This is a genomic window from Winogradskyella litorisediminis (assembly GCF_042675765.1).
Classification (GTDB): Bacteria; Bacteroidota; Bacteroidia; order Flavobacteriales; family Flavobacteriaceae; genus Winogradskyella; species Winogradskyella litorisediminis.
In genome coordinates this window covers 150,164-172,697 of sequence record NZ_JBHTJL010000003.1, presented here as the reverse complement: position 1 = coordinate 172,697, position 22,534 = coordinate 150,164, and the positions used below count along the sequence as shown (strand labels likewise).

The window sequence follows — 22,534 nt, the reverse complement described above, 5'->3', positions numbered from 1 at the left end:
TTAGATTAAACCTTTATATTTTCTTATAAACCATTCCAAAGATAAGGCTAAAGCTATTAATCCGAGCAAGTATTTGTAATCTATTAACGGTATTGTATTGCGTTTACTTTTTTGAATGGTTGCAAAACGTTTATCATTAAGCAAATCATCTATTAAAGATGAAGATTTTTCAATAAAATAAGATTTTCCACCACTACTATTAGCTATACTTTGCAATTTTGAGACATCTGCATTTAAAAATTGCTGCTCTACATTATATTCTAAAACTTTAAATGTTCCTGAAGCTGAAACTGGCTCGTCATTACTCTTTACAGTAAAAACATAATCACCTGGAGCAATACTACTCAAATCAATACTATAAGAGGCATTTTTTAATAAAAGTGGTAATGTTTTAGAAACATCTGTATCTTTATTTCTAAAGGTAATTTGAAGATTAGCATTAGCATCAAACTCATAATTTTTATTAAAAAATTGAGCATTTACTATGATATTTTCGGTTTGGTTGTAAAAAGACTTATAATCAAGATTAAGACGTCTTCGCTTTTTATTTGAGCTTAAGTACTGTATTAATTTTCCGATAAAATTATCAAAGGTTTCAAAACTATCTGTATCTAAATAAGTTTGTGCTCTCCAACGCCAAATTCCTTCGCCATTAAGCAACGCATGTTTTCTTTCTTCAGCCTCTAAAGTGCTTAATAGAGATTCCTCGGTATTAAATCCATTTACAGCTTTATACAATAAAGTTTCTTCTGGAATCTTAAACGATACTGCACCAAAGTCTGATTTTAAAGGCGGATAGTTTTCGAAAGTAATATTATCAACGATAAATGTACCATAATTTACATTTAGAATAGGTTGATAATTTTCAGTTTGGTTGGTAATATCTTGCGTAAAATTATTTTGGTTAGTATTTAAAAAATTAAAATCGGTTGTGCTTCCTGCAATCGTAAATGTGTTTAATTTTTGGCTGATGATTTTATCATAAACTGCTTTAAATGCTGTATTTGGTTGATAAAGCATTACTAATTGAAAATCTTTAGAAGAAGCTATAAATTCTTTAGGTTTTAAGATTTCTACACTTCTTTGTTCATTGCTCTCAATAGCTTTTTTAAATGCACCTAAATCTGGATGAATCGTTTCTGCTATTAACGCAATATTTGTTTTTTGGTCAATGACTTCAATTGCAAAATTCTTATAATTATTGACTTTATTTTTCTCATTATCTAAAGGCGAAATTTCTACACGATAGGTTTTAACTCCGACACTACTTGCATTCAGGTTGGTATTAATAATAAAAGAGGTTTTGTTTGGACCGAACTCTAATCGTTTCGAAAACAATACAACATTCCCTGAGCGTATGGTTAAATTTGAACTGACACTTTGGTTTCCTGAATAATTAGCTATTATTTCTACAGGAAATTTATTCTTTAAATAAGCATATCGGTTTGCATTTACTTGACTAATCCTCAAGTCGGAAAATGTTGTTGTATCGCCTAAAATAATAGGGAAAATAGGTTGTTTACTTTTAGAAGCGATGTATTGATAGTCGTTACCAATAGTCTGGTTTCCGTCTGAAATTAATATAATTGGTGCTATGCTTTTGGAATATAATTCATTATAATTTTTAAAAAATTTTGAAATATTTGAAGTGTTGTCATCAAAATTTAAAGAATCAGATGTAGAGACATCATCTCCAAATTTAAAAGTTTCAATATTAAATTTATTTTGAAGGTCTTTGTTTTCAACTAAATTCTGAAACAATGTTTTAGCCTTTTCATTTTGGTTTAGATATGCTACAGATTCAGAATTATCTATCGCGATGACCAAATTTGGCTTTTCCTCAAAATAGGTGACGGATTCAAATTTAGGATTTATTAAAAGTAACAATGCACAAAAAACAGAAACAAACCGTAATGCTATTAGTGCGTTTCGAGATGCAACTTTTTTTGCTTTATACACATACTGAAATAGCGCTAATAAAAGCGCTATTACAAATGATAGTATGATTAATAATATTGTACTATTATTCAATCTTATTTAACTTTTAAAATATCAAAGCTATCTAAAAAGCGTTTGATACTTGGGTTTTTATCATTGTTTGTTAAACAAATAACTTGGCTTATGTACATTACATTTTCTACCAAGTATGCATTCATATAAATGAAGCCGCCATTAATTTCAATTTTTATACTTCGTCCTGGAAAACCGTTTAATTTAATTTTATTGTCGTAAAGCAACTTACCATTTACATTTTTTACAGCGCCACCGACTGCACCATCTAAAACAGACGTTGTATATTCTTCATCTTTGTCTTTAAATTGTTCTTTAGGATAGTCAGAACGAATTGTACTGTAAACTGCATTATCATCTCCAGATTCTGGAGAATACATAATCATATGCATATCTAACTCGCCAACAGCTGTCGGTACCTTTTGTACTGTACGTTCTGGCGTATTTGGATACATAGCGATAAAGGCCAAATCTTCAGACTTGTACTTTTCCCAATTCTGAGCTATTGATGTTGCAAAAGCGATAAAACAAATAAAAATTGTAAGTGCTAATTTTTTCATGATGTTGTAATTAAATTAAAAATTAAAAGATAGTATTGCTTTATCACTTTTAAGATACGCTAAATTGCGTATTTATCAGGTCAGCATTCCGCCATCAACATTTAATGTTTGCCCTGTAACATAAGCACTTAAATCACTTGCCAAAAACACACACGCATTAGCAATATCTTCTGGTGTTCCTCCGCGCTTTAATGGAATTGCCGCTCGCCATCCTTTTACGGTATCTTCATCTAATTTTGCCGTCATTTCAGTTTCTATAAAACCTGGAGCAATAACGTTGCTTCTAATATTTCTTGAGCCCAATTCTAAAGCTACAGATTTAGAAAAGCCAATAATTCCGGCTTTTGAAGCAGCATAATTCGTTTGCCCTGCATTTCCTTTAACACCAACAACAGAACTCATATTAATTATTGAGCCTTTTCGTTGTTTTAGCATAGTGCGTTGTACTGCTTTTGTCATGTTAAAAACAGACTTTAAGTTCACTTCGATTACTTTGTCGAAATCTTCTTCGCCCATACGCATTAACAAGTTGTCTTTTGTAATACCTGCGTTGTTGATTAAAATATCAATTCCGCCGAAATCGGTTAAGACATCTTCAGCTAATTGTTGAGCTTCATCGAAACTAGCAGCATTACTTTGATAGCCTTTGGCGTTAACACCTTTTGATTTTAAATCTGCCTCTAATGCATTTGCTGCATCTACCGAAGAACTATATGTGAATGCCACGTTTGCGCCATGGTCTGCAAAAACTTCAGCAATACCTTTTCCGATACCTCTTGAAGCTCCTGTTATAATTGCGGTTTTACCTTCTAATAATTTCATATTAAATGTGATTGTTAGTTACTTTCAAATATATAAATTACAAATTGCATCAAAGAAAAAAACCTTACAAGATTTTGTAAGGTTTTTAACACTATTAAAATAAATTTAATAAACTTATTTTAATACGATGAGTAGTAATATTTTTAGTATCGCTGATATGTTATAATGAAGCCATCATTACAATGTTTTATAATTTTAGAATTAGCCAATTACTTCAGCAACTTTCTTTCCTATTTCTGCTGGAGAATCTACAACGTGAATGCCACATTCTCTCATGATTTTCTTTTTGGCTTGTGCTGTGTCATCGCTTCCGCCTACAATTGCACCGGCGTGACCCATTGTACGTCCAGCTGGAGCAGTTTCACCAGCTATAAAACCAACAACAGGTTTTTTACTTCCTGAGGCTTTATACCATTGTGCAGCATCTGCTTCTAGTTGACCACCAATTTCACCAATCATCACAACAGCTTCTGTTTCTGGGTCATTAATTAATAATTCAACCGCTTCTTTTGTTGTTGTGCCAATAATAGGGTCACCACCAATTCCGATAGCTGTTGTAATACCTAATCCTTGTTTTACCACTTGGTCAGCAGCTTCATAAGTTAAAGTACCTGATTTTGAAACTATACCAACTTTACCTGATTTGAAAACAAAACCTGGCATGATACCAACTTTAGCTTCACCTGGCGTAATAACACCTGGACAGTTAGGACCAACCAAACGGCAGTTTCTATCTTTAATGTAATCGGCTGCCTTAATCATGTCTGCCACAGGAATACCTTCAGTAATTGTTATGATAACTTTTATGCCTGCATCGGCAGCTTCCATAATGGCATCTGCAGCAAATGCTGGCGGTACAAAAATGATAGTTGTGTCTGCTCCTACCTTTTCTACAGCTTCAGAAACTGTATTAAAAACAGGTCTGTCTAAATGCGTTTGCCCTCCTTTTCCTGGAGTAACACCACCAACAACGTTGGTTCCGTATTCTATCATTTGACTAGCATGAAATGTACCTTCACTTCCTGTAAATCCTTGAACAATTATTTTTGAATCTTTATTGACTAAAACGCTCATGTATATTTTGAATTTTAATTCGGTTAAAAACGTTGCAAAAATAAGTTTTTTAACACGTATTACCGAAGTATTTTATAGTAATATTTTGTTAAGCTTCTAATGTTTTTTCATCAGCTAGTTGACTGAGCTCATAGCATCGGTAAAGCTTATTATCTTTAACTTCCCAAATGGCAATAAAATGAGCTAAAAGACTTTCGTTATCTGTGTCTTCTATAGTTTGTGCATAAACATGATGGCGGCTAGTGACTTGGTTTCCGCTTTCAAATAAATGGGTGTGCACAAAACGAAGTGAATCGTAAGAAGTTCTTATTCCTTCAAAAAAAGCAACAACATCGTTGTATTTTAATAATGAAAAGCCATTACTACTGTTCCAATGTAGTTCACAATCTTTATGAAAAAAGTCTGAGACTAAAGTTGCGTTATTTGCTACATCCGAATTGTAAAAATCTTGTAATAGTTTTAATGCCGACATTATTTTAAGTGTTTAGTTTTTCGTAATAATTCTGGTATAAAACGAATGGAAGCCAATTCTTTAAATTTTTGATGTGCTTCGCCCGCTGGCGAACCAAATAAAACGTCGTTTTCATTAGTTGTATGACCTAAACCAGATTGTGCATAAATTACGGTTCCTTTTGAAATTGTAATACCACTTTTAACGCCGACTTGACCCCAGAGTGTTACATCATCCTCAACTACAACACAACCCGCAATACCTGTTTGTGACGCAATTAAACAATTTTTACCAATAATTGTATCATGTCCTACTTGAATTTGATTATCTAATTTAGAACCTTCTCCAATAGTTGTATCTGCAGTGACGCCGCGGTCTATAGTACAAGATGCACCAATATCCACATTACTTTTAATAACTACTCTTCCACTCGATTTTAAACGGTCGTAGCCTTCTGGTCTTTTTTTGTAGTAAAAAGCATTAGCACCTAAAACTGTATTTGCATGTATTGTAACATTATCTTCTATTACTGTATCGTCATAAATACTTACGTTAGAGTGAATAAGGCAATTTTTTCCTATAACAACATTATGGCCAATGAATGTATTTGGCTGAATTATAGAACCTTCTCCTATCTTGGCTGAATCAGCAACTAATGCTGAAGAAGAAACAAAAGGTCTAAATTTATCTGTCAGTGTATTAAAATCTCGAAAAGGGTCGTCTGAAATAAGCAATGCTTTACCTTCTGGACAGTCAACTTTTTTATTTATTAAAATAACAGTTGCATTAGAATTTAATGCTTTGTCATAATATTTTGGGTGGTCAACAAATACAATATCTCCTGGCTCAACAACATGAATTTCATTCATGCCTAAAACAGAAAAATCATCTGCTCCAACGTAGGTGGAACCAATGATTTCTGAAATTTCTTTTAATTTATAAGGATGTGGAAATTTCATTATTCTTTAACACGTTCTTTATAAGTTCCCTTATCCGTTTCCACTTTGATTTTATCACCTTCGTTGATAAACAAAGGCACATTAACTTCTGCTCCAGTTTCTACGGTTGCTGGTTTAGTTGCATTTGTTGCTGTATTTCCTTTAACACCAGGTTCTGTTGCTGTAACTTCGAGAATCACAGTCGCAGGTAAATCTACAGAAAGTGGCATATTGTCTTCTGTATTTATTTGAATGGTTACCACTTCACCTTCTTTTAGTAAATCTGGTCTATCTAAAGCAGATTCTAGTAATCGAATCTGTGTATAGTCTGCTTCATTCATAAAATGATAAAATTCACCATCATTGTATAAATATTGAAATTTGTGAGTTTCTACTCTAACATCATCAATTTTATGACCTGCTGAAAATGTATTATCTAGCACTTTACCTGTGGTTACGCTCTTTAGTTTTGTTCTCACAAAAGCAGGGCCTTTTCCCGGTTTAACGTGAAGAAATTCTATGATTTTATAAATATCGTTATTATACTTAATGCATAATCCGTTTCTTATATCTGATGTACTTGCCATATTATGGGTTTAATTTTATTAATTTGATTTGAAATAACCTTTCATGATACCTCTATGAGAATTCTTTATAAACTGAAGAATCTCATCGCGCTCAGGTGTGGCTTGCATTTCGGCTTCAATTAAATCTGAAGCTTGTGAATTATTATAATTTTTTTGATAAAGTATTCTATAAATATCCTGAATCTCTCTAATTTTTTCGGTCGTAAAACCTCTTCGTCTTAATCCAACCGAATTGATACCAACATAAGATAATGGTTCACGTGCAGCTTTAACGTAAGGCGGAACATCTTTTCTAACTAAAGAACCACCGGTTACAAACGCATGATTACCAACAGAAACAAATTGATGAACAGCCGTCATACCTGCAAGAATTACATAGTCTCCAATTGTTATATGTCCTGCAAGAGTACTGTTATTAGAAAAAATACAATTGTTGCCAACGATACAATCATGAGCAACGTGGCAGTACGCCATTATAAGACAATTGTTACCAATAACCGTTTTCATTCTATCAGCTGTACCTCTATTTATGGTAACGCATTCTCTTATTGTAACGTTGTCTCCAATTTCTACTGTTGTATCTTCGTCATTGTATTTTAAATCTTGTGGTACAGCGGAAATTACAGCTCCAGGAAAAATATTACAGTTTTTACCTATTCGTGCGCCTTCCATAATGGTAACGTTGCTGCCTATCCAAGTCCCTTCACCAATGACAACATTATTATGTATTGTTGAAAAAGGCTCTATAACTACATTTTTTGCAATTTTTGCACCTGGATGTACGTATGCTAAAGGTTGATTCATCTTACTTTTAAATTACTTAACTTTTGAAATTTGCGCCATTAATTCGGCTTCTGCACATAATTTCCCGTTGGCATACGCGTAACCTTGCATATGACAAATACCACGCCTAATTGGGGTTATAAGATCACATTTAAATATTAGAGTATCGCCAGGAACTACTTTTTGTTTAAATTTCACCTTATCAATTTTCATAAAAAAAGTAAGGTAATTCTCTGGGTCTGGTACCGTGCTTAATACTAATATTCCGCCTGTTTGCGCCATAGCCTCAACTATTAAAACGCCTGGCATCACAGGTGCACCAGGAAAATGACCTTTAAAGAATTCTTCATTCATGGTCACGTTTTTCATTCCAATAACGCTACTCTCAGACAGTTCAAAAATCTTATCTATTAATAAGAATGGTTGTCTGTGTGGTAACATATCCATAATTTGATTAACGTCCATTAATGGAGCGGCATTCAAATCTATTTGAGGGACATAATTACGTCTTTCATTTTTAATAATCTTAGACATTTTTTTTGCAAACTGCGTATTTACAAAATGTCCTGGTTTATTTGCTATAACTTTCCCACGAATACGGGTGCCAATTAATGCCAAATCACCTATGACATCTAAAAGTTTGTGCCTTGCAGCTTCATTTGGATGATGTAAAGTTAAATTGTCTAAAATTCCGTTTGGTTTTACAGCAATTTCGTCCTTGTTAAATGCTACACGCAATTTCTCCATTGTTTCTGGAGATAGTTCTTTATCTACATAAACAATAGCGTTATTTAAATCACCTCCTTTTATAAGTCCGTGTTCTAAAAGCATTTCTAACTCATGCAAAAAACTGAAAGTTCTAGAGTCTGAAATTTCAGTTTTAAAATCGGACATTTTATTTAAAGTGGCATTTTGAGTACCCAAAACTTTGGTGCCAAAATCTACCATTGTCGTAATTTGATAACTATCGCTTGGCATTACAATGATTTCGCTACCAGATTCTTCATCTGTATAAGAAACCACGTCTTTAACAACATATTCTTCACGATAAGCATCTTGCTCTACGATACCAGCTTTTTCAAGTGCCTCGATAAAAAATTTGGACGAACCGTCCATAATTGGTGGCTCAGATGCATTAAGTTCTATTACAGCATTATCTATATCTAAACCAACAAGTGCTGCTAAAACATGCTCGCAAGTTTGAATAGTGACACCATTTTTTTCTAAACACGTGCCACGCTGAGTATTTGTTACAAAATTGGCATCGGCATCCATTTTTGGACGACCTTCTAAATCTACGCGCTCAAACACAAATCCTGTGTTTGGGGCTCCAGATTTAAAGACTAATTTTACGTTAGCACCTGTATGAAGTCCAACACCTTCGAGGCTAACTTCATTTTCTATAGTTTTCTGTTTGATGTCTGTTTTAACTATTGCCATCTAATTTTTTTTCTATAGTATTTATTGTTTTTACAATCTTTGGTAAATTTTTAAAGTACACATATGATTTGTTGTAATCTCCATAAGCCAATGCTGGCGAACCTTGAAGTACTTCATTATCCTTTATGTTTCTTCCAATACCTGATTGTGCTTGTATTTTTACATTATTACCTATTGTAATGTGACCTACAATACCAACTTGTCCACCAATTTGGCAGTTTTCACCGATTTTTGTAGAACCAGCAATACCTGTCTGTGCAGCAATTACTGTGTTTTTTCCAATCTCAACATTATGTGCAATCTGTATTTGATTGTCTAGCTTTACGCCTTTTCTAATCACAGTAGAACCTAGTGTTGCTCTATCTATGGTTGTTGCGGCTCCAATATCAACGTTGTCTTCAATAATTACATTTCCTATTTGGGGTACTTTTGAATATTCGCCATTTTCATCTGGCGTAAAACCAAAACCATCTGCTCCAATTATTGCTCCAGAGTTAATGACGCAGTTATTTCCAACCACACAATCTGAATATATTTTTCCACCAGAAAACACAATGCTATTATCACCAATTTTTACATTATCACCAATGTATGAGTTTGGAAAAATCTTCACATTATCACCAATAGTTACATTGTCGCCAATATATGAAAACGCCCCAATATAATGATTGGTCCCTATATTCGCCGTAACAGAAACATGTGAAGGACTTTCAACCCCAGATTTATTTAATTTAATCTGATTGTAATACTCTAGCAACTTCGTAAAAGCTTTGTAAGCATCTTCAACTTTTATTAAAGTCGTTGATAATTCTTCTTCAGCTTCAAAATCATTATTAACAATTGTGATTGTAGCTTTTGTTGTATATATGTATGATTTGTATTTCGGATTTGCTAAAAATGTGAGCGTTCCGGCAGTGCCTTCTTCAATTTTTGCCAATTGAGAGACTTCGGCATTTGCGTCACCCACAACTGTTCCTTCTAGTATGCCTGCAATCTGTTCTGCTGTAAATTTCAAAAGTTTTGTTTCGCTTTATTTGGTTGGTCTCGCAAAAATAGAAAAAATGTATTACAATTTGTTTTTAGGATAACATATATAATATTTAGTCATAGGTTTACTCAACGCATTTAAGTTTAATTGGTCTGAGGCTTTAGTGATATCTTTTACCTTTCCTGTCTTTAGCAATATTTTTATTTGTTCTTTGGAAGGATTATACGCTTGGTTAGAGACTTCTCCACTAAACACAAAGTAATTTGCTTCATATTCAGATATAGCATACTTTTTCATTAAAGCACTTTTGTGTTTATTTAAAGCGGAAGATTTAATAGGATTGCTTTTTAACTTCACTTTTAATAAGTCTCTGTTTATAATGATGTCGCACAAATTACTTAAGACAAAATCATTGTGATGCTGCCAAGACTTCATTGCCATAATAATATCGTAATCATCTAATTGCGAGAAAATATCTAAACTTTCATTATTAAAATTAGACAAATCTGTATCTGTTTTTAGAAAATGCATCAAAGGTTGGCTAGCAGTGAGATTTTCGCCTTTACTAACTAATTCTTTGGCACGCTTTAAAACTCTAATTAAAATCTGCTCTGCAGATAAGCTTGTTTTGTGCAAATACACTTGCCAATACATAAAGCGGCGAGATATAAGAAATTTTTCGACACTATAAATGCCTTTTTCTTCGATAACAATTTCATCATCAACCACATTAAGCATTGTTATTAAACGTTCGCTATTGATATTTCCTTCTGCAACACCTGTGTAAAAACTATCACGTTTTAAATAGTCTGCCCTATCCATATCTAATTGGCTTGATATGAGTTGGCACATAAATTTTCGCTCATACTCGCCTTTGAACATTTTTATAGCTAAGGTTAAACTTCCGTTAAATTCTGAATTTAAATTTTCCATAAATCGAAGAGAAATTTCCTCATGAGAAATGCCATTGACGATACTATGTTCCATAGCGTGAGAAAAAGGACCATGACCAATATCGTGCAAAAGTATGGCTATATAAAGAGCCGTTTCTTCTTCTTCAGAAATGCTAATACCTTTAAAACGAAGTACATTCACCGCTTTTGCCATTAACGACATACTGCCTAATGCATGGTGAAAACGGGTGTGGTGTGCTCCTGGATAAACCAAATAAGACATGCCCATTTGTGTAATACGTCGAAGTCTTTGAAAATATTTATGCTCAATTAAATCAAAAATCAGCGAATTTGGGATTGTAATAAATCCGTAAATTGGGTCGTTAAATATCTTGAGCTTGTTATTGGATGAGCGCATAACTACAATTAATCAAAAAACAAATATACATGAACACTATAAATATTCTTTGGGTAGACGACGAAATTGACCTTCTTAAGCCACACATCATGTTTTTAGAAAAGAAAAATTACAACGTATCAACTTGCCAAAGTGGCACTGAAGCATTAGACGTTGTAAACGACACCAACTTTGATATTGTGTTTCTTGATGAAAATATGCCAGGTTTAACAGGATTAGAAACACTAAACGAGCTCAAAGAGCGTCGACCAAATCTTCCTGTGGTTATGATTACCAAAAGTGAAGAAGAATATATTATGGAAGAAGCCATCGGTAATAAAATTGCTGATTACTTGATAAAGCCAGTGAATCCTAATCAAATTCTATTGAGCTTAAAGAAAAATTTAGACCATTCGCGTTTGGTTTCAGAAAAAACAACTTCAAATTATCAGCAAGAATTTAGAAAAATAGCCATGGATTTATCTATGGTAAATACTTACGAAGAATGGGCTGATTTATACCAAAAACTAATTTATTGGGAAATGCAACTCGAAAACATTGAAGACGTTGGCATGACTGATATTTTAGAATCTCAAAAAACAGAAGCCAATTCGCAGTTTGGTAAGTTTATAGAAAAAAATTACACCAACTGGTTTCAACCAAATGCTGATGCACCATTAATGTCTCATAATTTATTTAAAGAAAAAGTGGTGCCAGAGTTGAGCGACAAACAACCAACACTATTAATTGTAATCGATAATTTGCGTTACGACCAATGGCGTTCCTTTGAGCCTATCGTGAATAATTATTATAAAAAAACTGCTGAAACCTCTTTTTATAGTATTCTACCAACAGCAACTCAATACGCTCGTAATGCTATATTCTCTGGTTTAATGCCAAGCGATATGGAAAGCCTATATCCGCAATATTGGAAAAACGATACGGATGAAGGCGGAAAAAACCTCCATGAAGAAGATTTTCTACGAGAACAATTAAAACGTCTTGGCCTAACACATATTAGTTATTCTTACAATAAAATTACCAGTTTAAAAGGTGGTAAAAAATTAGTAGATAATTTTAAAAGCTTAAAAGATAATGACCTTAATGTTGTAGTTTACAATTTTGTAGATATGCTCTCACACTCAAAAACTGAAATGGAAGTGGTTAAAGAATTAGCCTCAAATAATAAAGCATATCGGTCATTAACACAAAGTTGGTTTAAAAATTCACCGTTGCTAGAGATGATTCAGCTAGCACAACAATTAGGATTTAAACTTATATTAACCACAGACCACGGAACCATTAATGTTTCTACTCCAACAAAAGTAATTGGAGATAGAGACACAAGTCTAAATCTAAGATACAAAACAGGTCGAAGTTTAACTTATAATGATAAGGATGTTTTAGCTATCAAAGACCCAAAGTCTATTCATTTACCTTCTATAAATATGAGTAGCTCATTCATTTTTGCAAAAAATGACTTGTTTTTAGCTTATCCTAATAACTTTAATCATTATGTGAGTTACTACAGAAATACCTATCAACATGGCGGTGTTTCGTTAGAAGAAATGATTATTCCGTTTGTAGTTTTAGATCCAAAATAAATCCGTGTAAAGCACAAAAATCCGACGAAATACACTTTTTTCTAGGTTTTTATCTAATTTATACGTAATATTGTTAATATTTTTTATAAGAAAAGTGATAACAAAAGAATACACATACCGTTTAGATACCATTGAAACTGTTGCAAAAAGATTATTGCAATCCTTTAATTCTAAAGTCATACTTTTTAATGGCGAAATGGGTGCAGGTAAAACAACACTTATAAAATCGCTTTTAAAAGTAATGGGAAGTGATGATGCGGTAACAAGTCCGACATTTTCTATTGTAAATGAATACTCAACATATAAAGGTATTGTGTATCATTTTGATTTTTATAGAATTGAAGATGAAGAAGAAGCCCATAATTTTGGTGTAGAAGATTATTTTGAATCTAACAATTTGTTATTTATCGAATGGTCAGAACGTGTGGCATCACTTTTACCTAAAGATGTTTGCATCGTAGACATTTCTATTAATTCACCTAAAGAAAGAACCCTCAAACTTACTATAAACACACATAATTTAACCGAAAACACACATGCTATAAGCTAGAATAAATCACACATAATCATCAAATTAGTTGTACAATTACGGTTTTTCCGTAATTGAAAACGAAAAATTCAACGGATTTTAACACAGACACATAATGGCTTTAACAAAAGTCTCCTTTATGTTTGTAATAATTAATTAATTAAATCCCTTGAATTATGAAAAGTAAAAAACTAATTTTAGCTATCGCTATTTTCGGTGGTATGTTATTCACAGCTGAAGCAACTAACATTATTGATTTAGATGGACAAGCCACATCAGAAATTGAGAAAAAACCAAGAAAACTCATTAAAAACGGATAAGCAGAGATTATCTCGAAGTGCAATTATTGGTAGCGTTTTAGCCACCATAATAGCATCTTCTCCGTTACTTTATTCTTTACACGAAAGTGTCCCTAAAACAGAAGTTTGGGACACTTTTTTATTTACTTATCGTAGTGGATTTTGGCAAGATTCACAATATGCAATGTGGGTTTTTACGGGAAAAGTTCTTCCACTTATACTTTTATTTATTTGGTTTTTTACAAATAGACATTGGTGGTACCATGTACTTTTAGTCCCAATAACAATGTATGTATTTCAAATTGTTAACACATACCGAGGAGATGTATTATATATTGATGAAAATCAGTTATTACATCTTTTACCAATATTAGTAGTAATAGTTCCTTCAATTTATCTCATTAGAGCGAAAATTTTTAACAAAATAAATTACGCAGATAAAACCATGGAAGAGCTCGAAGCGGAATTTATGATTAAGCCAAAAACACTTTGGGGCAAGATTAAGCAGTATTTTTAGTAGCTTTTGAGGTCATTTTCATTTTTATTAGTAAATTGAGTTATCATTTAACTAATCAACTCAATGAGCAAATCGCTTTCACCATTTACCAAAGCACAATTATTACCACAAGAGGAAACTCTAGAGATTTATAAGAAAAAAGGCGACCTTTTTATAGGTATTCCCAAAGAAACATCCTTTCAAGAAAAACGAGTGTGTTTAACACCAGACGCTGTTTCTGCATTAACAGCCAATGGTCATCGCGTAATGATTGAATCTGGCGCTGGTAAAGGTGCAAAGTTCAAAGATAAAGATTACAGTGAAGCTGGTGCAGAAGTCACTAAAGATACTGCAAAAGTATTCTCCTGCCCTATTTTACTTAAGGTAGAACCACCTTCTATTGACGAGATTAAACTCATCAATCCACAAACCATTTTAATTTCGGCATTACAATTAAAAACACAATCGAAAGATTATTTTAAATCTTTAGCCGAAAAAAGAATTACCGCTTTTGCATTCGAGTTTATTAAAGACGAAGACGGCGCATATCCGGCAGTACGTTCTTTAAGTGAAATTGCAGGAACTGCTTCTGTTCTTATTGCTTCAGAATTATTATCGAATGTTAACGGCGGAAACGGTTTAATGTTCGGGAATATTTCTGGTGTTCCACCAACGGAAATCGTTATTCTTGGCGCAGGAACTGTTGGCGAATTTGCCGCGCGTTCTGCCATTGGTTTAGGTGCAAACGTTAAGGTTTTTGATAACTCCATCACTAAATTACGTTGTATTCAATCGAGTCTAAATCAGACTATTTACACGTCAACCATGCAACCAAAAAACATTTTAAAAGCCCTAAAACGTTGCGATGTAGCAATTGGTGCGGTTAGAGGAAATAACCGCTCACCAATTATTGTGACTAAAACAATGGTGGAACATATGAAATCAGGTGCAGTAGTTATTGATGTAAGTATTGATATGGGTGGATGTTTTGAAACAAGCGAAATTACCTCACACGACCATCCGACGTTTGATTATAATGGTATTATTCATTACTGTGTACCCAATATTCCTGCACGCTACTCTCGTACGGCATCTGTATCAATAAGCAATATTTTTACGCCTTATTTATTAGAAATTGGTGAAAATGGTGGTATTGAAAATACCCTTCGATTTGACAAAGGTTTACGAAATGGATTGTATTTTTACCACGGAATTTTAACAAGTAAATCTGTTGGCGATTGGTTTGGTCTAGACCACAGCGATGCTAATTTGTTGATATTTTAAATTATTTTTTGTTATCATATTTCAACTTCGAGCGACAGTCGAGAAGTGATTATAGGTAGACACATAAATCGTTCTCGACTTCCGCTCGAACTTGCATAAGGACTTTGTTTGAGTAAATTTGCATCCTAAATAACTTATTCAATAAGAATGAAATTTATACACAGACTTGGATATTACCTCGGCGGCTTTGCTATTGGCATCATCATCTTAATGTTTTTTTTAAACGGGAAAGATGCTTCTTGCGATTATGGACCAAATGCTAGAACTCGAAAAAACATTGCTTTGAAATCTTTTGAATATTCCAATAACGCGACGTCGATTTTAGCTTCCAACGCTATTGATACAGCTAGTGTAAGGCAATTAGTGAGTTTTGGAAATGTTATTTTTTCAGAAAGTGACACAAAGGCAAAACCTTGTAAAATTTATAAGCTTAAAAACACTTATAAAGAGCGCGAGGTTACTATGAAGATAGAAAACTGCAGCTTAGTTGCCAGAATTGTAGATTTTAAAATTGAAAATTAAGATAGCTTGATTGGCGAAATAATTGGAGAAGGTATTTTTTATATACTGCTTAATTTTATCGGAGGCACCACTAGATATTTTATAGCAAGCATTGGTAAGCTTATATTTAATACTCCAAAACAAAAATATTCAGCTTATTTGGCAAGTACCGACGAGTCAGACAACACTAATGGATGCCTTAATACTTTAATAGGCTTTGGAATAATACTATTTATAATTTATTTGTTTATATAAAGAAAAAAGGCTTCCAAATTGGAAACCTTTTTAAATATTAATAATTGTTTTTTATCCTTTTAGCCAAGCGTTACGAGTTGCAATTTGCTCAGCTGTTGCGTTTGGGTCTTCCATTAAACTGGTTGAAATAGCCGTGGCTTTTGTTAGTTTTGTTTTAATGGTGATAGTTTCTCCATTACGGTCTAATACCATAACAATATCTCTTCCTTCAGCCCATGAAAACATTCCTGTAATAACTTCTTGTGCATTTTGTAATGTTAATTCTTTTCCATCCACAGACTTAATAATGTCATTTGCTTGAATGCCTTGTGCTTTCCAAAATGAATTTTTTAATGCCATATCAGTGAAAAAGATGCCTTTATCTGGCGCACCACTAAAAATTATATTTTGTCCGCCGGCAAAGATGTAATTCGTTTCAACTTCGGTTTCACCTTCAACCAAACCAACCATTTTAAAATAATCGTTATAATCAATTGGAACATCTCCAACAACGTGTGTGTTCAAGAATTCGGCTACACTTGGATACGTCATCGCAGAGATTTCAGCAATTATTTTGTCATCTTCAAATGGTTTATCTTGTCCGTATTTTGCAGATAATTCTTTCATTAAAGACAGCATACTTCTCGTTCCATTACTTTCTTTTCGCATTAAGATGTCAATACACATTCCAATTAATGCGCCTTTCTGATAAACGTTTACATAGTTATCTTTATAAGGTTCTTTTAGAATGTTTTCGCTCATTATTGTAAAGCTCATTGCGTCATCATAATTTTTTGAAATCGCAATTTTAGACTGTAAAACATTATAAAATTCAGCTGGTTCAATTAGACCTTCGTAAACCTGAAAATGCTGAGCAAAATATTCCGTTACACCTTCATACATCCATAAATGCTTAGAAAATGTTGGCTGATAATAATCAAAATAATGTACATCTTCAGAATGTACGGACAACGGCGTTACAATATGAAAAAATTCATGAGCTACAACATCAATCATAGATTTTTCTAAGCTTGCTTTATCCATCGCTTCTGGTAATACCACGACTGTCGACGTGTGATGCTCTAAAGCTCCAAAACCTTTTGGTGCATCTTCTTTACCATCTGACAGATACAAATAAATATCGTATCGTGGCGTACTATTTTCGTCGCCTAAATAGGCTTTTTGCGCTTTCATCATATCAAAAACCGTCTGCTTTAAGCTTTCTGCTGTATGCACTTTGTTTGGAGAATAGACTGACAACACAATTTTTATATCGCCTACCATAAAATTTTCAACGTCTAATTTTCCGTACATCATTGGATTGTCTGTAATATCAAAGTAACGCTGCGCAAAATATTTGCTGGTAATAGCACTACCATCTTCTGACGCTACAGAGCCTGTATCTTGCAATGCAGAAGTTCTTTCAAAATCTGCTGGTGCGGTAACATCTAAAGTATATTGATTGTTCTTTAAACTATCAAAATAACCAATAAATCCATGAAGATTTAAAACATAGTTATTCTCTTCAATATTTGTTCCTGCTGGAGAAAAAATATCTTCGCCTCCAATACCACCTTGCTTTTCAATATCAAAGGTGTCGTTTACCAAATACGTGATTTTATCTAATTTTGATGCATCAGTAATTGTCCAAGTATTCTCATCTACTTTAGTAAATGCTAATGCATTACCATTGTAATCTAAAGCCTTAAAGTCATCGACATATTTTCCGTAATCCGCAATTGAATATGTGCCTTGCACAACTTTTGGTAATCTATAAGTTACAGTCTCTGTTGTAAAACGACCAGGATTAATAGTTACAGGAACACGATCATTGTCGACCTTTGTTAAATCTAAAGAAGTTACAATAGGATTACTCGTTGCTAAATCGTCAACGTTGGTTTTTGCTGAACCACAACCCACCAAAAGCGCTGCGATAGCAAAGATTGAAATATAATTTTTCATTTGTGTTTATTGAAATTTTAGTTGAATACAAAACTAATCGCTTCATAAATTATTTTCCTAAAGGTTTTGTTAAAATGAAGTTGTTATATTCGCAATATGTCAGCACCATTGGTAAGTATTCTCACACCTTTTAAAAACGTCTCCAATTATATTGATGAATGTCTGGTTTCAATTTTAAATCAAACATATCAAAATTGGGAGCTGCTTATTGTCGACGATAATTCTACCGATGATTCCTATGAAAAAGTGCAAAGCTATGCGAAGAACGACAGCCGAATCAAGCTATATAAAAACAATAAAAACGGAATAATTTCAGCTTTACAACTCGCATTTAGTGAAAGTAAAGGCGAATATATTACCAGAATGGATAGCGATGATATTATGGCCGAAAATAAGCTTGAAGTGATGGTGAATCAGCTTAAAACTTACGGAAAAAAACACGTGGCATTAGGTTTGGTGAAATACTTTAGTGAAACTGGTATTAGTGATGGCTATGCTAAATACGAAGCTTGGCTAAATAGATTGACGAAAAAAGGAAGTAATTATTCTGAAATTTATAAAGAATGCGTCATCGCTTCGCCATGTTGGATGTTACAGAGAGATGATTTAGTAGCTTGCGATGCTTTTAATCCAAACCGTTATCCAGAGGATTATGATTTGACCTTTCGTTTTTACGAGCATGGTTATAAATGCATCCCGAATAATAATCTTTTACACTTTTGGCGCGATTACAGCACGAGAACCTCAAGAACACATGAGCATTACGCACAAAATTATTTCTTGGATATAAAATTGCATTACTTTTTAAAACTAGATTATGATAGCAAAAGACCTCTAACTGTTTGGGGTGCAGGTTTTAAAGGTAAATCTATTGCAAAATCGCTGGTTGAAAAAGGCATTCCGTTTTTTTGGATTTGTGATAATGAAAAGAAAATTGGAAAGTCCATTTATGGTGTAAAACTTCAGGCTTTTGAAGATTTAAAAAAAATTAGACAACCACAAACCATTGTTACGGTGGCAAATATCGATGCTCAAAAAGATATTGTCAATTATTTCAATAACCTTAAAATGGACTCTATGAAAGACTATTTCTTTTTCTGTTAAATTTCTCAAAACCGGGCTGTGCTACTATATAATCAATTCCTATATTTGAAATAACTATTAAAATGACACTAAAAAAGAATGCAGTTTAAACATCCAGAACTTCTGTGGGCACTATTATTACTGCTTATTCCTATTTTTATTCATTTATTTCAGTTGCGTCGATTTCAAAAAGTAAGATTTACTAATGTTAAGTTTCTTAAAAAAGTAAAGCTTCAAACACGTAAAAGTTCACAGATAAAAAAGTGGCTAACATTATTGATGCGAATGTTACTTCTCGCCATGTTAGTCATTGCTTTTGCACAACCTTTTACTACAAATTCGGACACATTCAATGCTAAAAACGAAACTGTTATTTACCTTGACAACTCTTTTAGTATGGAAGCTAAAGGAAACAATGGGAGTTTGTTAAATGAAGCTATTCAAGATATTCTGAAAAGTTATTCTGATGCTGAAGAATTAACGATTTTTACCAATGACAAAACGTTTCGAAATACGACATTAAAAAGTATAACTAACGATTTAATAAAGCTGAAGCATTCTACGAATCAATTATCTTACAATTCGGCCTATTTAAAAGGAAAGCAATACTTTTCTGGAGATAAATCTTCAGTTAAAAATTTGATTTTAGTTTCTGACTTTCAGCAAAAATCAACAAATTTAGAGTTTGAGAATGATAGCACAATCAACCTTAAACTCGTGCAACCAAAAGCCGTTTACAAAAATAATGTGAGTATTGATAGTGTTTACATTTCAAAAAATAATACAGATACTATTGAGATTGGTGTTGATGTTTCAAATTCTGGTAACGCAACAAGCAACGTGTCTGTTGCCTTAAATAATAATGACAAATTGGTTGCAAAGACAGCAATAGATATTACCGACACAGCGTCGACATCATTTACAATTCCGAATAATACAGAATTTAATGGCGAACTTTCAGTAGAGGATGCAAGCCTTCAATATGATAACAAATTTTATTTTAACATTAATAAAAATGATAAAATAAAGATATTGAGCATTAATGAGGCTAATGATGATTTTCTAAAAAAATTATACACAGATGATGAGTTTATATACACAGCTTTTAACCTCAAATCTCTTGATTACAGCAAGCTCGAAGACCAAAATTTAATTGTGTTAAACGAATTAAAATCCATACCAAATGCCTTAATTACAGTATTAAAATCGTTTCAATCGGACGGCGGAAGCATTTGTATTATTACTTCAGAAGAATTAAACCAAAATACTTACAATCAATTATTTAACAATTTAGGTTTACCTCAATTAAATACGGTAAACGATTCAGAAAAACGAATTACAACTATCAACTACGACCATCCACTAATTAGTAATGCGTTTTATAATCGTGTGACAAATTTTCAATATCCAAAAGTGAATTCGCATTACGGATTAAATTCAAATGCAAATGCAGTTTACACATATGATAACGGCGATACGTTTTTACTTGGCAAGAATAAAGTTTACCTATTTACGGCTGCTATAAATACTAATAATAGCAATTTTAAAAAATCTCCATTAATTGTTCCTGCACTGTACAATATGGGAAAGAAAAGCCTTGAAATACCAAAACTATACTACACAATCGGAGAAGAGAACAAAATAGATATTGATATTCAGTTATCTCAGGATGAAATTTTAAGTTTTGAAAATGAAAACGAAAAAGTAATTCCGCTTCAAAAAACATTTAGTAAAAAAGTAAGCATAACGACAAGCGATTTTCCAACAAAATCGGGTATACTTAACGTTACTCAACAAAATAAAATTATAAAGAAGCTTAGCTTTAATCAACAAAGAGACGAAAGTAATTTAACTTACTACAAGCTTTCTGGCAACAACAACTACTCTATCGATAACTCATTAGCTTCAGCTATCGACACCGTAAAAAGTAACGCAAGTATTAACGCGTTATGGAAATGGTTTGTTATTTTTGCGCTAGTATTTTTACTTATAGAAATATTGTTACTAAAATATCTTAAATGAATGCACTCCTAAAATCTGCTACCATCGTTGATTCTAAAAGTGATTTCCACAATGAGAATGTTGATATTTTAATCGAAAACGGAACAATTACCAAGATTTCAAAACGTATTTCTAATCCTGACAACTATCCTGAAATTAAATTAGAAAATCTCCATGTCTCACGAGGTTGGTTTGATAGTTCTGTGTCTTTGGGCGAACCAGGTTTTGAGGAGCGCGAAACTATAAGCAACGGACTTAAAGTTGCGGCACAATCTGGTTTTTCTGCTGTTGCAATGAATGCGAATACAAATCCTGTTTTAGATAGTAATGCAGATATTGCCTTTGCTTTAGCTAAAGCAAATGGTTCTGCTTGTCAATTAAAACCTATTGGAGCTTTAACTAAAAATTCTGAAAGTGTTGACTTAGCTGAGCTTTTTGATATGAAAAACGCTGGCGCGGTTGCTTTTTACGATTACCAAACACCAATTAAAAACCCTAATTTATTAAAAATAGCCTTGCAATACGCGAGTAATTTTGATGGTTTGGTGCTTTCTTTTCCTCAGGAATCACAGATTTCTGGAAAAGGTGTGATGAATGAAAATGTAAATAGCACAACGCTTGGCTTAAAAGGTAATCCTGCACTAGCCGAAGAATTGCAAATTGCAAGAGATTTATTTTTATTAGAATATACAGGCGGAAAATTACATATACCAACTATTAGTACAGCGAAGTCTGTTGAATTAATAAGTAACGCAAAAGCTAAAAAGTTAGATGTTACATGCTCTGTTGCCATACACAACTTGCTCTTTACAGATGATAAACTTTTAGATTTTGATACCAATTATAAAGTCTTACCACCATTACGGACGCAAAATGATGTTGATGCAATAATTGAAGGTTTAAAAGATGGCACTATAGATATGGTAACTACAGACCACAATCCTATTGATGTGGAACATAAAAATGTAGAATTTGACCATGCCAAATACGGGACGATTGGTTTAGAATCGGCTTTTGGCGCTTTGCAGACGTTGTTTTCTACTAAAAAAACAATTGGTTTATTAACTAAAGGAAAAGCAAGATTTGGTGTTGAAGAATCTTCGATTTCTGTTGGCGCAAGAGCGGACATTTCACTTTTTAATCCTGAAGGAAAAATTACTTTTACTAAAGAACACATTAAGTCGACTTCGAAAAATTCAGCATTTTTAGGAACTGAATTAAAAGGAAAAGTTTACGGTGTTATAGCAAATAATAAAATTGAAATCAGTGAATAATCAAACTACTCAAGAAGGGAAAAATTACGCTATCGTAGCTTACATCACTATTATTGGCGTTCTTATCGCCTATTTTATGACGCAAGATAATAAGAATAGCTTCACGACTTTTCATATTCGTCAAAGTTTAGGATTATGGCTTATTTACTTTATTCTTGGTTATATCGTTGGTGGTTTTGATAGTTGGATAATTACCTACTCGTTTTGGATTTTTTTCTTAGTTCTTTTTGCTTATGGCATTATTGGCGCTGCTACTGGAAAATTGAACAAGTTGCCTTTAATCGGCAATGTATTTCAGAATGTTTTTAAATCTATTCAATAATC

Annotated in this window: 22 protein-coding genes; 10 read left to right on the top strand and 12 right to left on the bottom strand. The window is 33.0% G+C overall.

Features of this window, described 5'->3' with window-relative positions; genetic code table 11:
• From ACFQ1Q_RS00885 to ACFQ1Q_RS00835, 11 genes are all read right to left on the bottom strand, one after another.
• A complete protein-coding gene (locus ACFQ1Q_RS00885; protein WP_386127010.1) occupies positions 1-2,031 on the bottom strand; it encodes a VWA domain-containing protein in 2,031 nt (676 codons plus the stop codon).
• Between the two features lie 2 nt (positions 2,032-2,033).
• A complete protein-coding gene (locus ACFQ1Q_RS00880; protein ID WP_386127008.1) occupies positions 2,034-2,570 on the bottom strand; it encodes a hypothetical protein in 537 nt (178 codons plus the stop codon).
• A gap of 75 nt (positions 2,571-2,645) precedes the next feature.
• Complete coding sequence (fabG, locus tag ACFQ1Q_RS00875; RefSeq protein WP_386127006.1) at positions 2,646-3,392, bottom strand: 3-oxoacyl-[acyl-carrier-protein] reductase; 747 nt, start codon at positions 3,390-3,392, stop codon at positions 2,646-2,648.
• Between the two features lie 201 nt (positions 3,393-3,593).
• Positions 3,594-4,466 carry a succinate--CoA ligase subunit alpha gene (sucD, locus tag ACFQ1Q_RS00870; protein ID WP_386127004.1) on the bottom strand — a complete coding sequence of 291 codons (873 nt, stop codon included), beginning with the start codon at positions 4,464-4,466 and terminating at the stop codon, positions 3,594-3,596.
• Positions 4,467-4,554: 88 nt separating this feature from the next.
• On the bottom strand, positions 4,555-4,938 hold the full coding sequence (locus ACFQ1Q_RS00865) for a nuclear transport factor 2 family protein (RefSeq protein WP_386127002.1): 384 nt from the start codon (positions 4,936-4,938) through the stop codon (positions 4,555-4,557).
• Positions 4,938-5,876 carry a UDP-3-O-(3-hydroxymyristoyl)glucosamine N-acyltransferase gene (locus ACFQ1Q_RS00860; RefSeq protein ID WP_386127000.1) on the bottom strand — a complete coding sequence of 313 codons (939 nt, stop codon included), beginning with the start codon at positions 5,874-5,876 and terminating at the stop codon, positions 4,938-4,940. The genes ACFQ1Q_RS00865 and ACFQ1Q_RS00860 overlap by 1 nt, the downstream gene beginning before the upstream one ends.
• Positions 5,876-6,442: an elongation factor P gene (gene efp, locus ACFQ1Q_RS00855; RefSeq protein WP_386126998.1), complete on the bottom strand. Its 567-nt coding sequence runs from the start codon at positions 6,440-6,442 to the stop codon at positions 5,876-5,878. The genes ACFQ1Q_RS00860 and efp overlap by 1 nt, the downstream gene beginning before the upstream one ends.
• An 18-nt stretch (positions 6,443-6,460) precedes the next feature.
• On the bottom strand, positions 6,461-7,246 hold the full coding sequence (gene lpxA, locus ACFQ1Q_RS00850) for an acyl-ACP--UDP-N-acetylglucosamine O-acyltransferase (protein WP_386126996.1): 786 nt from the start codon (positions 7,244-7,246) through the stop codon (positions 6,461-6,463).
• A 12-nt stretch (positions 7,247-7,258) separates the two neighbouring features.
• On the bottom strand, positions 7,259-8,665 hold the full coding sequence (locus ACFQ1Q_RS00845; RefSeq protein WP_386126994.1) for a bifunctional UDP-3-O-[3-hydroxymyristoyl] N-acetylglucosamine deacetylase/3-hydroxyacyl-ACP dehydratase: 1,407 nt from the start codon (positions 8,663-8,665) through the stop codon (positions 7,259-7,261).
• A complete protein-coding gene (gene lpxD / locus ACFQ1Q_RS00840) occupies positions 8,652-9,680 on the bottom strand; it encodes a UDP-3-O-(3-hydroxymyristoyl)glucosamine N-acyltransferase (protein ID WP_386126992.1) in 1,029 nt (342 codons plus the stop codon). The genes ACFQ1Q_RS00845 and lpxD overlap by 14 nt, the downstream gene beginning before the upstream one ends.
• 51 nt (positions 9,681-9,731) lie before the next feature.
• Positions 9,732-10,964, bottom strand: a complete 1,233-nt coding sequence (locus ACFQ1Q_RS00835) for an HD domain-containing protein (RefSeq protein WP_386126991.1) — start codon at positions 10,962-10,964, stop codon at positions 9,732-9,734.
• Between the two features lie 29 nt (positions 10,965-10,993).
• Here ACFQ1Q_RS00835 and porX point away from each other — a divergent pair, with 29 nt between their 5' ends.
• The 6 genes from porX (at position 10,994) to ACFQ1Q_RS00805 (ending at position 15,677) form a co-directional block, all read left to right on the top strand.
• Positions 10,994-12,547 (top strand): T9SS response regulator signal transducer PorX, encoded by a 1,554-nt coding sequence (porX, locus tag ACFQ1Q_RS00830; protein ID WP_386126990.1) that lies wholly within the window; start codon positions 10,994-10,996, stop codon positions 12,545-12,547.
• A 94-nt stretch (positions 12,548-12,641) separates the two neighbouring features.
• On the top strand, positions 12,642-13,097 hold the full coding sequence (gene tsaE, locus ACFQ1Q_RS00825) for a tRNA (adenosine(37)-N6)-threonylcarbamoyltransferase complex ATPase subunit type 1 TsaE (protein ID WP_386126988.1): 456 nt from the start codon (positions 12,642-12,644) through the stop codon (positions 13,095-13,097).
• 155 nt (positions 13,098-13,252) lie between these two features.
• Entirely contained in the window at positions 13,253-13,396 is a 144-nt protein-coding gene (locus ACFQ1Q_RS00820) for a hypothetical protein (RefSeq protein WP_386126986.1), read from the top strand.
• Complete coding sequence (locus ACFQ1Q_RS00815) at positions 13,359-13,892, top strand: hypothetical protein (RefSeq protein ID WP_386126984.1); 534 nt, start codon at positions 13,359-13,361, stop codon at positions 13,890-13,892. The genes ACFQ1Q_RS00820 and ACFQ1Q_RS00815 overlap by 38 nt, the downstream gene beginning before the upstream one ends.
• Positions 13,893-13,955: 63 nt before the next feature.
• Entirely contained in the window at positions 13,956-15,155 is a 1,200-nt protein-coding gene (locus ACFQ1Q_RS00810; RefSeq protein ID WP_386126982.1) for an alanine dehydrogenase, read from the top strand.
• A 147-nt stretch (positions 15,156-15,302) separates the two neighbouring features.
• The gene (locus ACFQ1Q_RS00805) at positions 15,303-15,677 is read left to right on the top strand and encodes a hypothetical protein (RefSeq protein ID WP_386126980.1); all 375 of its coding nucleotides are present in this window, start codon (positions 15,303-15,305) and stop codon (positions 15,675-15,677) included.
• Positions 15,678-15,962: 285 nt separating this feature from the next.
• Here the strand turns inward: ACFQ1Q_RS00805 and ACFQ1Q_RS00800 are convergent, their stop codons facing one another.
• Positions 15,963-17,852, bottom strand: coding sequence for a M61 family metallopeptidase (locus ACFQ1Q_RS00800; RefSeq protein ID WP_386126978.1), 1,890 nt, complete (start codon positions 17,850-17,852; stop codon positions 15,963-15,965).
• Between the two features lie 96 nt (positions 17,853-17,948).
• On the opposite strand from ACFQ1Q_RS00800, the gene ACFQ1Q_RS00795 reads away from it, so the two are divergent.
• The 4 genes from ACFQ1Q_RS00795 (at position 17,949) to ACFQ1Q_RS00780 (ending at position 22,532) form a co-directional block, all read left to right on the top strand.
• Entirely contained in the window at positions 17,949-18,956 is a 1,008-nt protein-coding gene (locus tag ACFQ1Q_RS00795; protein ID WP_386126976.1) for a glycosyltransferase family 2 protein, read from the top strand.
• A 78-nt stretch (positions 18,957-19,034) separates the two neighbouring features.
• Entirely contained in the window at positions 19,035-20,957 is a 1,923-nt protein-coding gene (locus ACFQ1Q_RS00790; protein WP_386126974.1) for a BatA domain-containing protein, read from the top strand.
• Complete coding sequence (locus tag ACFQ1Q_RS00785; RefSeq protein ID WP_386126972.1) at positions 20,954-22,210, top strand: dihydroorotase; 1,257 nt, start codon at positions 20,954-20,956, stop codon at positions 22,208-22,210. The genes ACFQ1Q_RS00790 and ACFQ1Q_RS00785 overlap by 4 nt, the downstream gene beginning before the upstream one ends.
• Positions 22,203-22,532, top strand: a complete 330-nt coding sequence (locus ACFQ1Q_RS00780; protein ID WP_386126970.1) for a hypothetical protein — start codon at positions 22,203-22,205, stop codon at positions 22,530-22,532. Before ACFQ1Q_RS00785 ends, ACFQ1Q_RS00780 begins: the two co-directional genes overlap by 8 nt.
• Positions 22,533-22,534 lie beyond the last annotated feature (2 nt).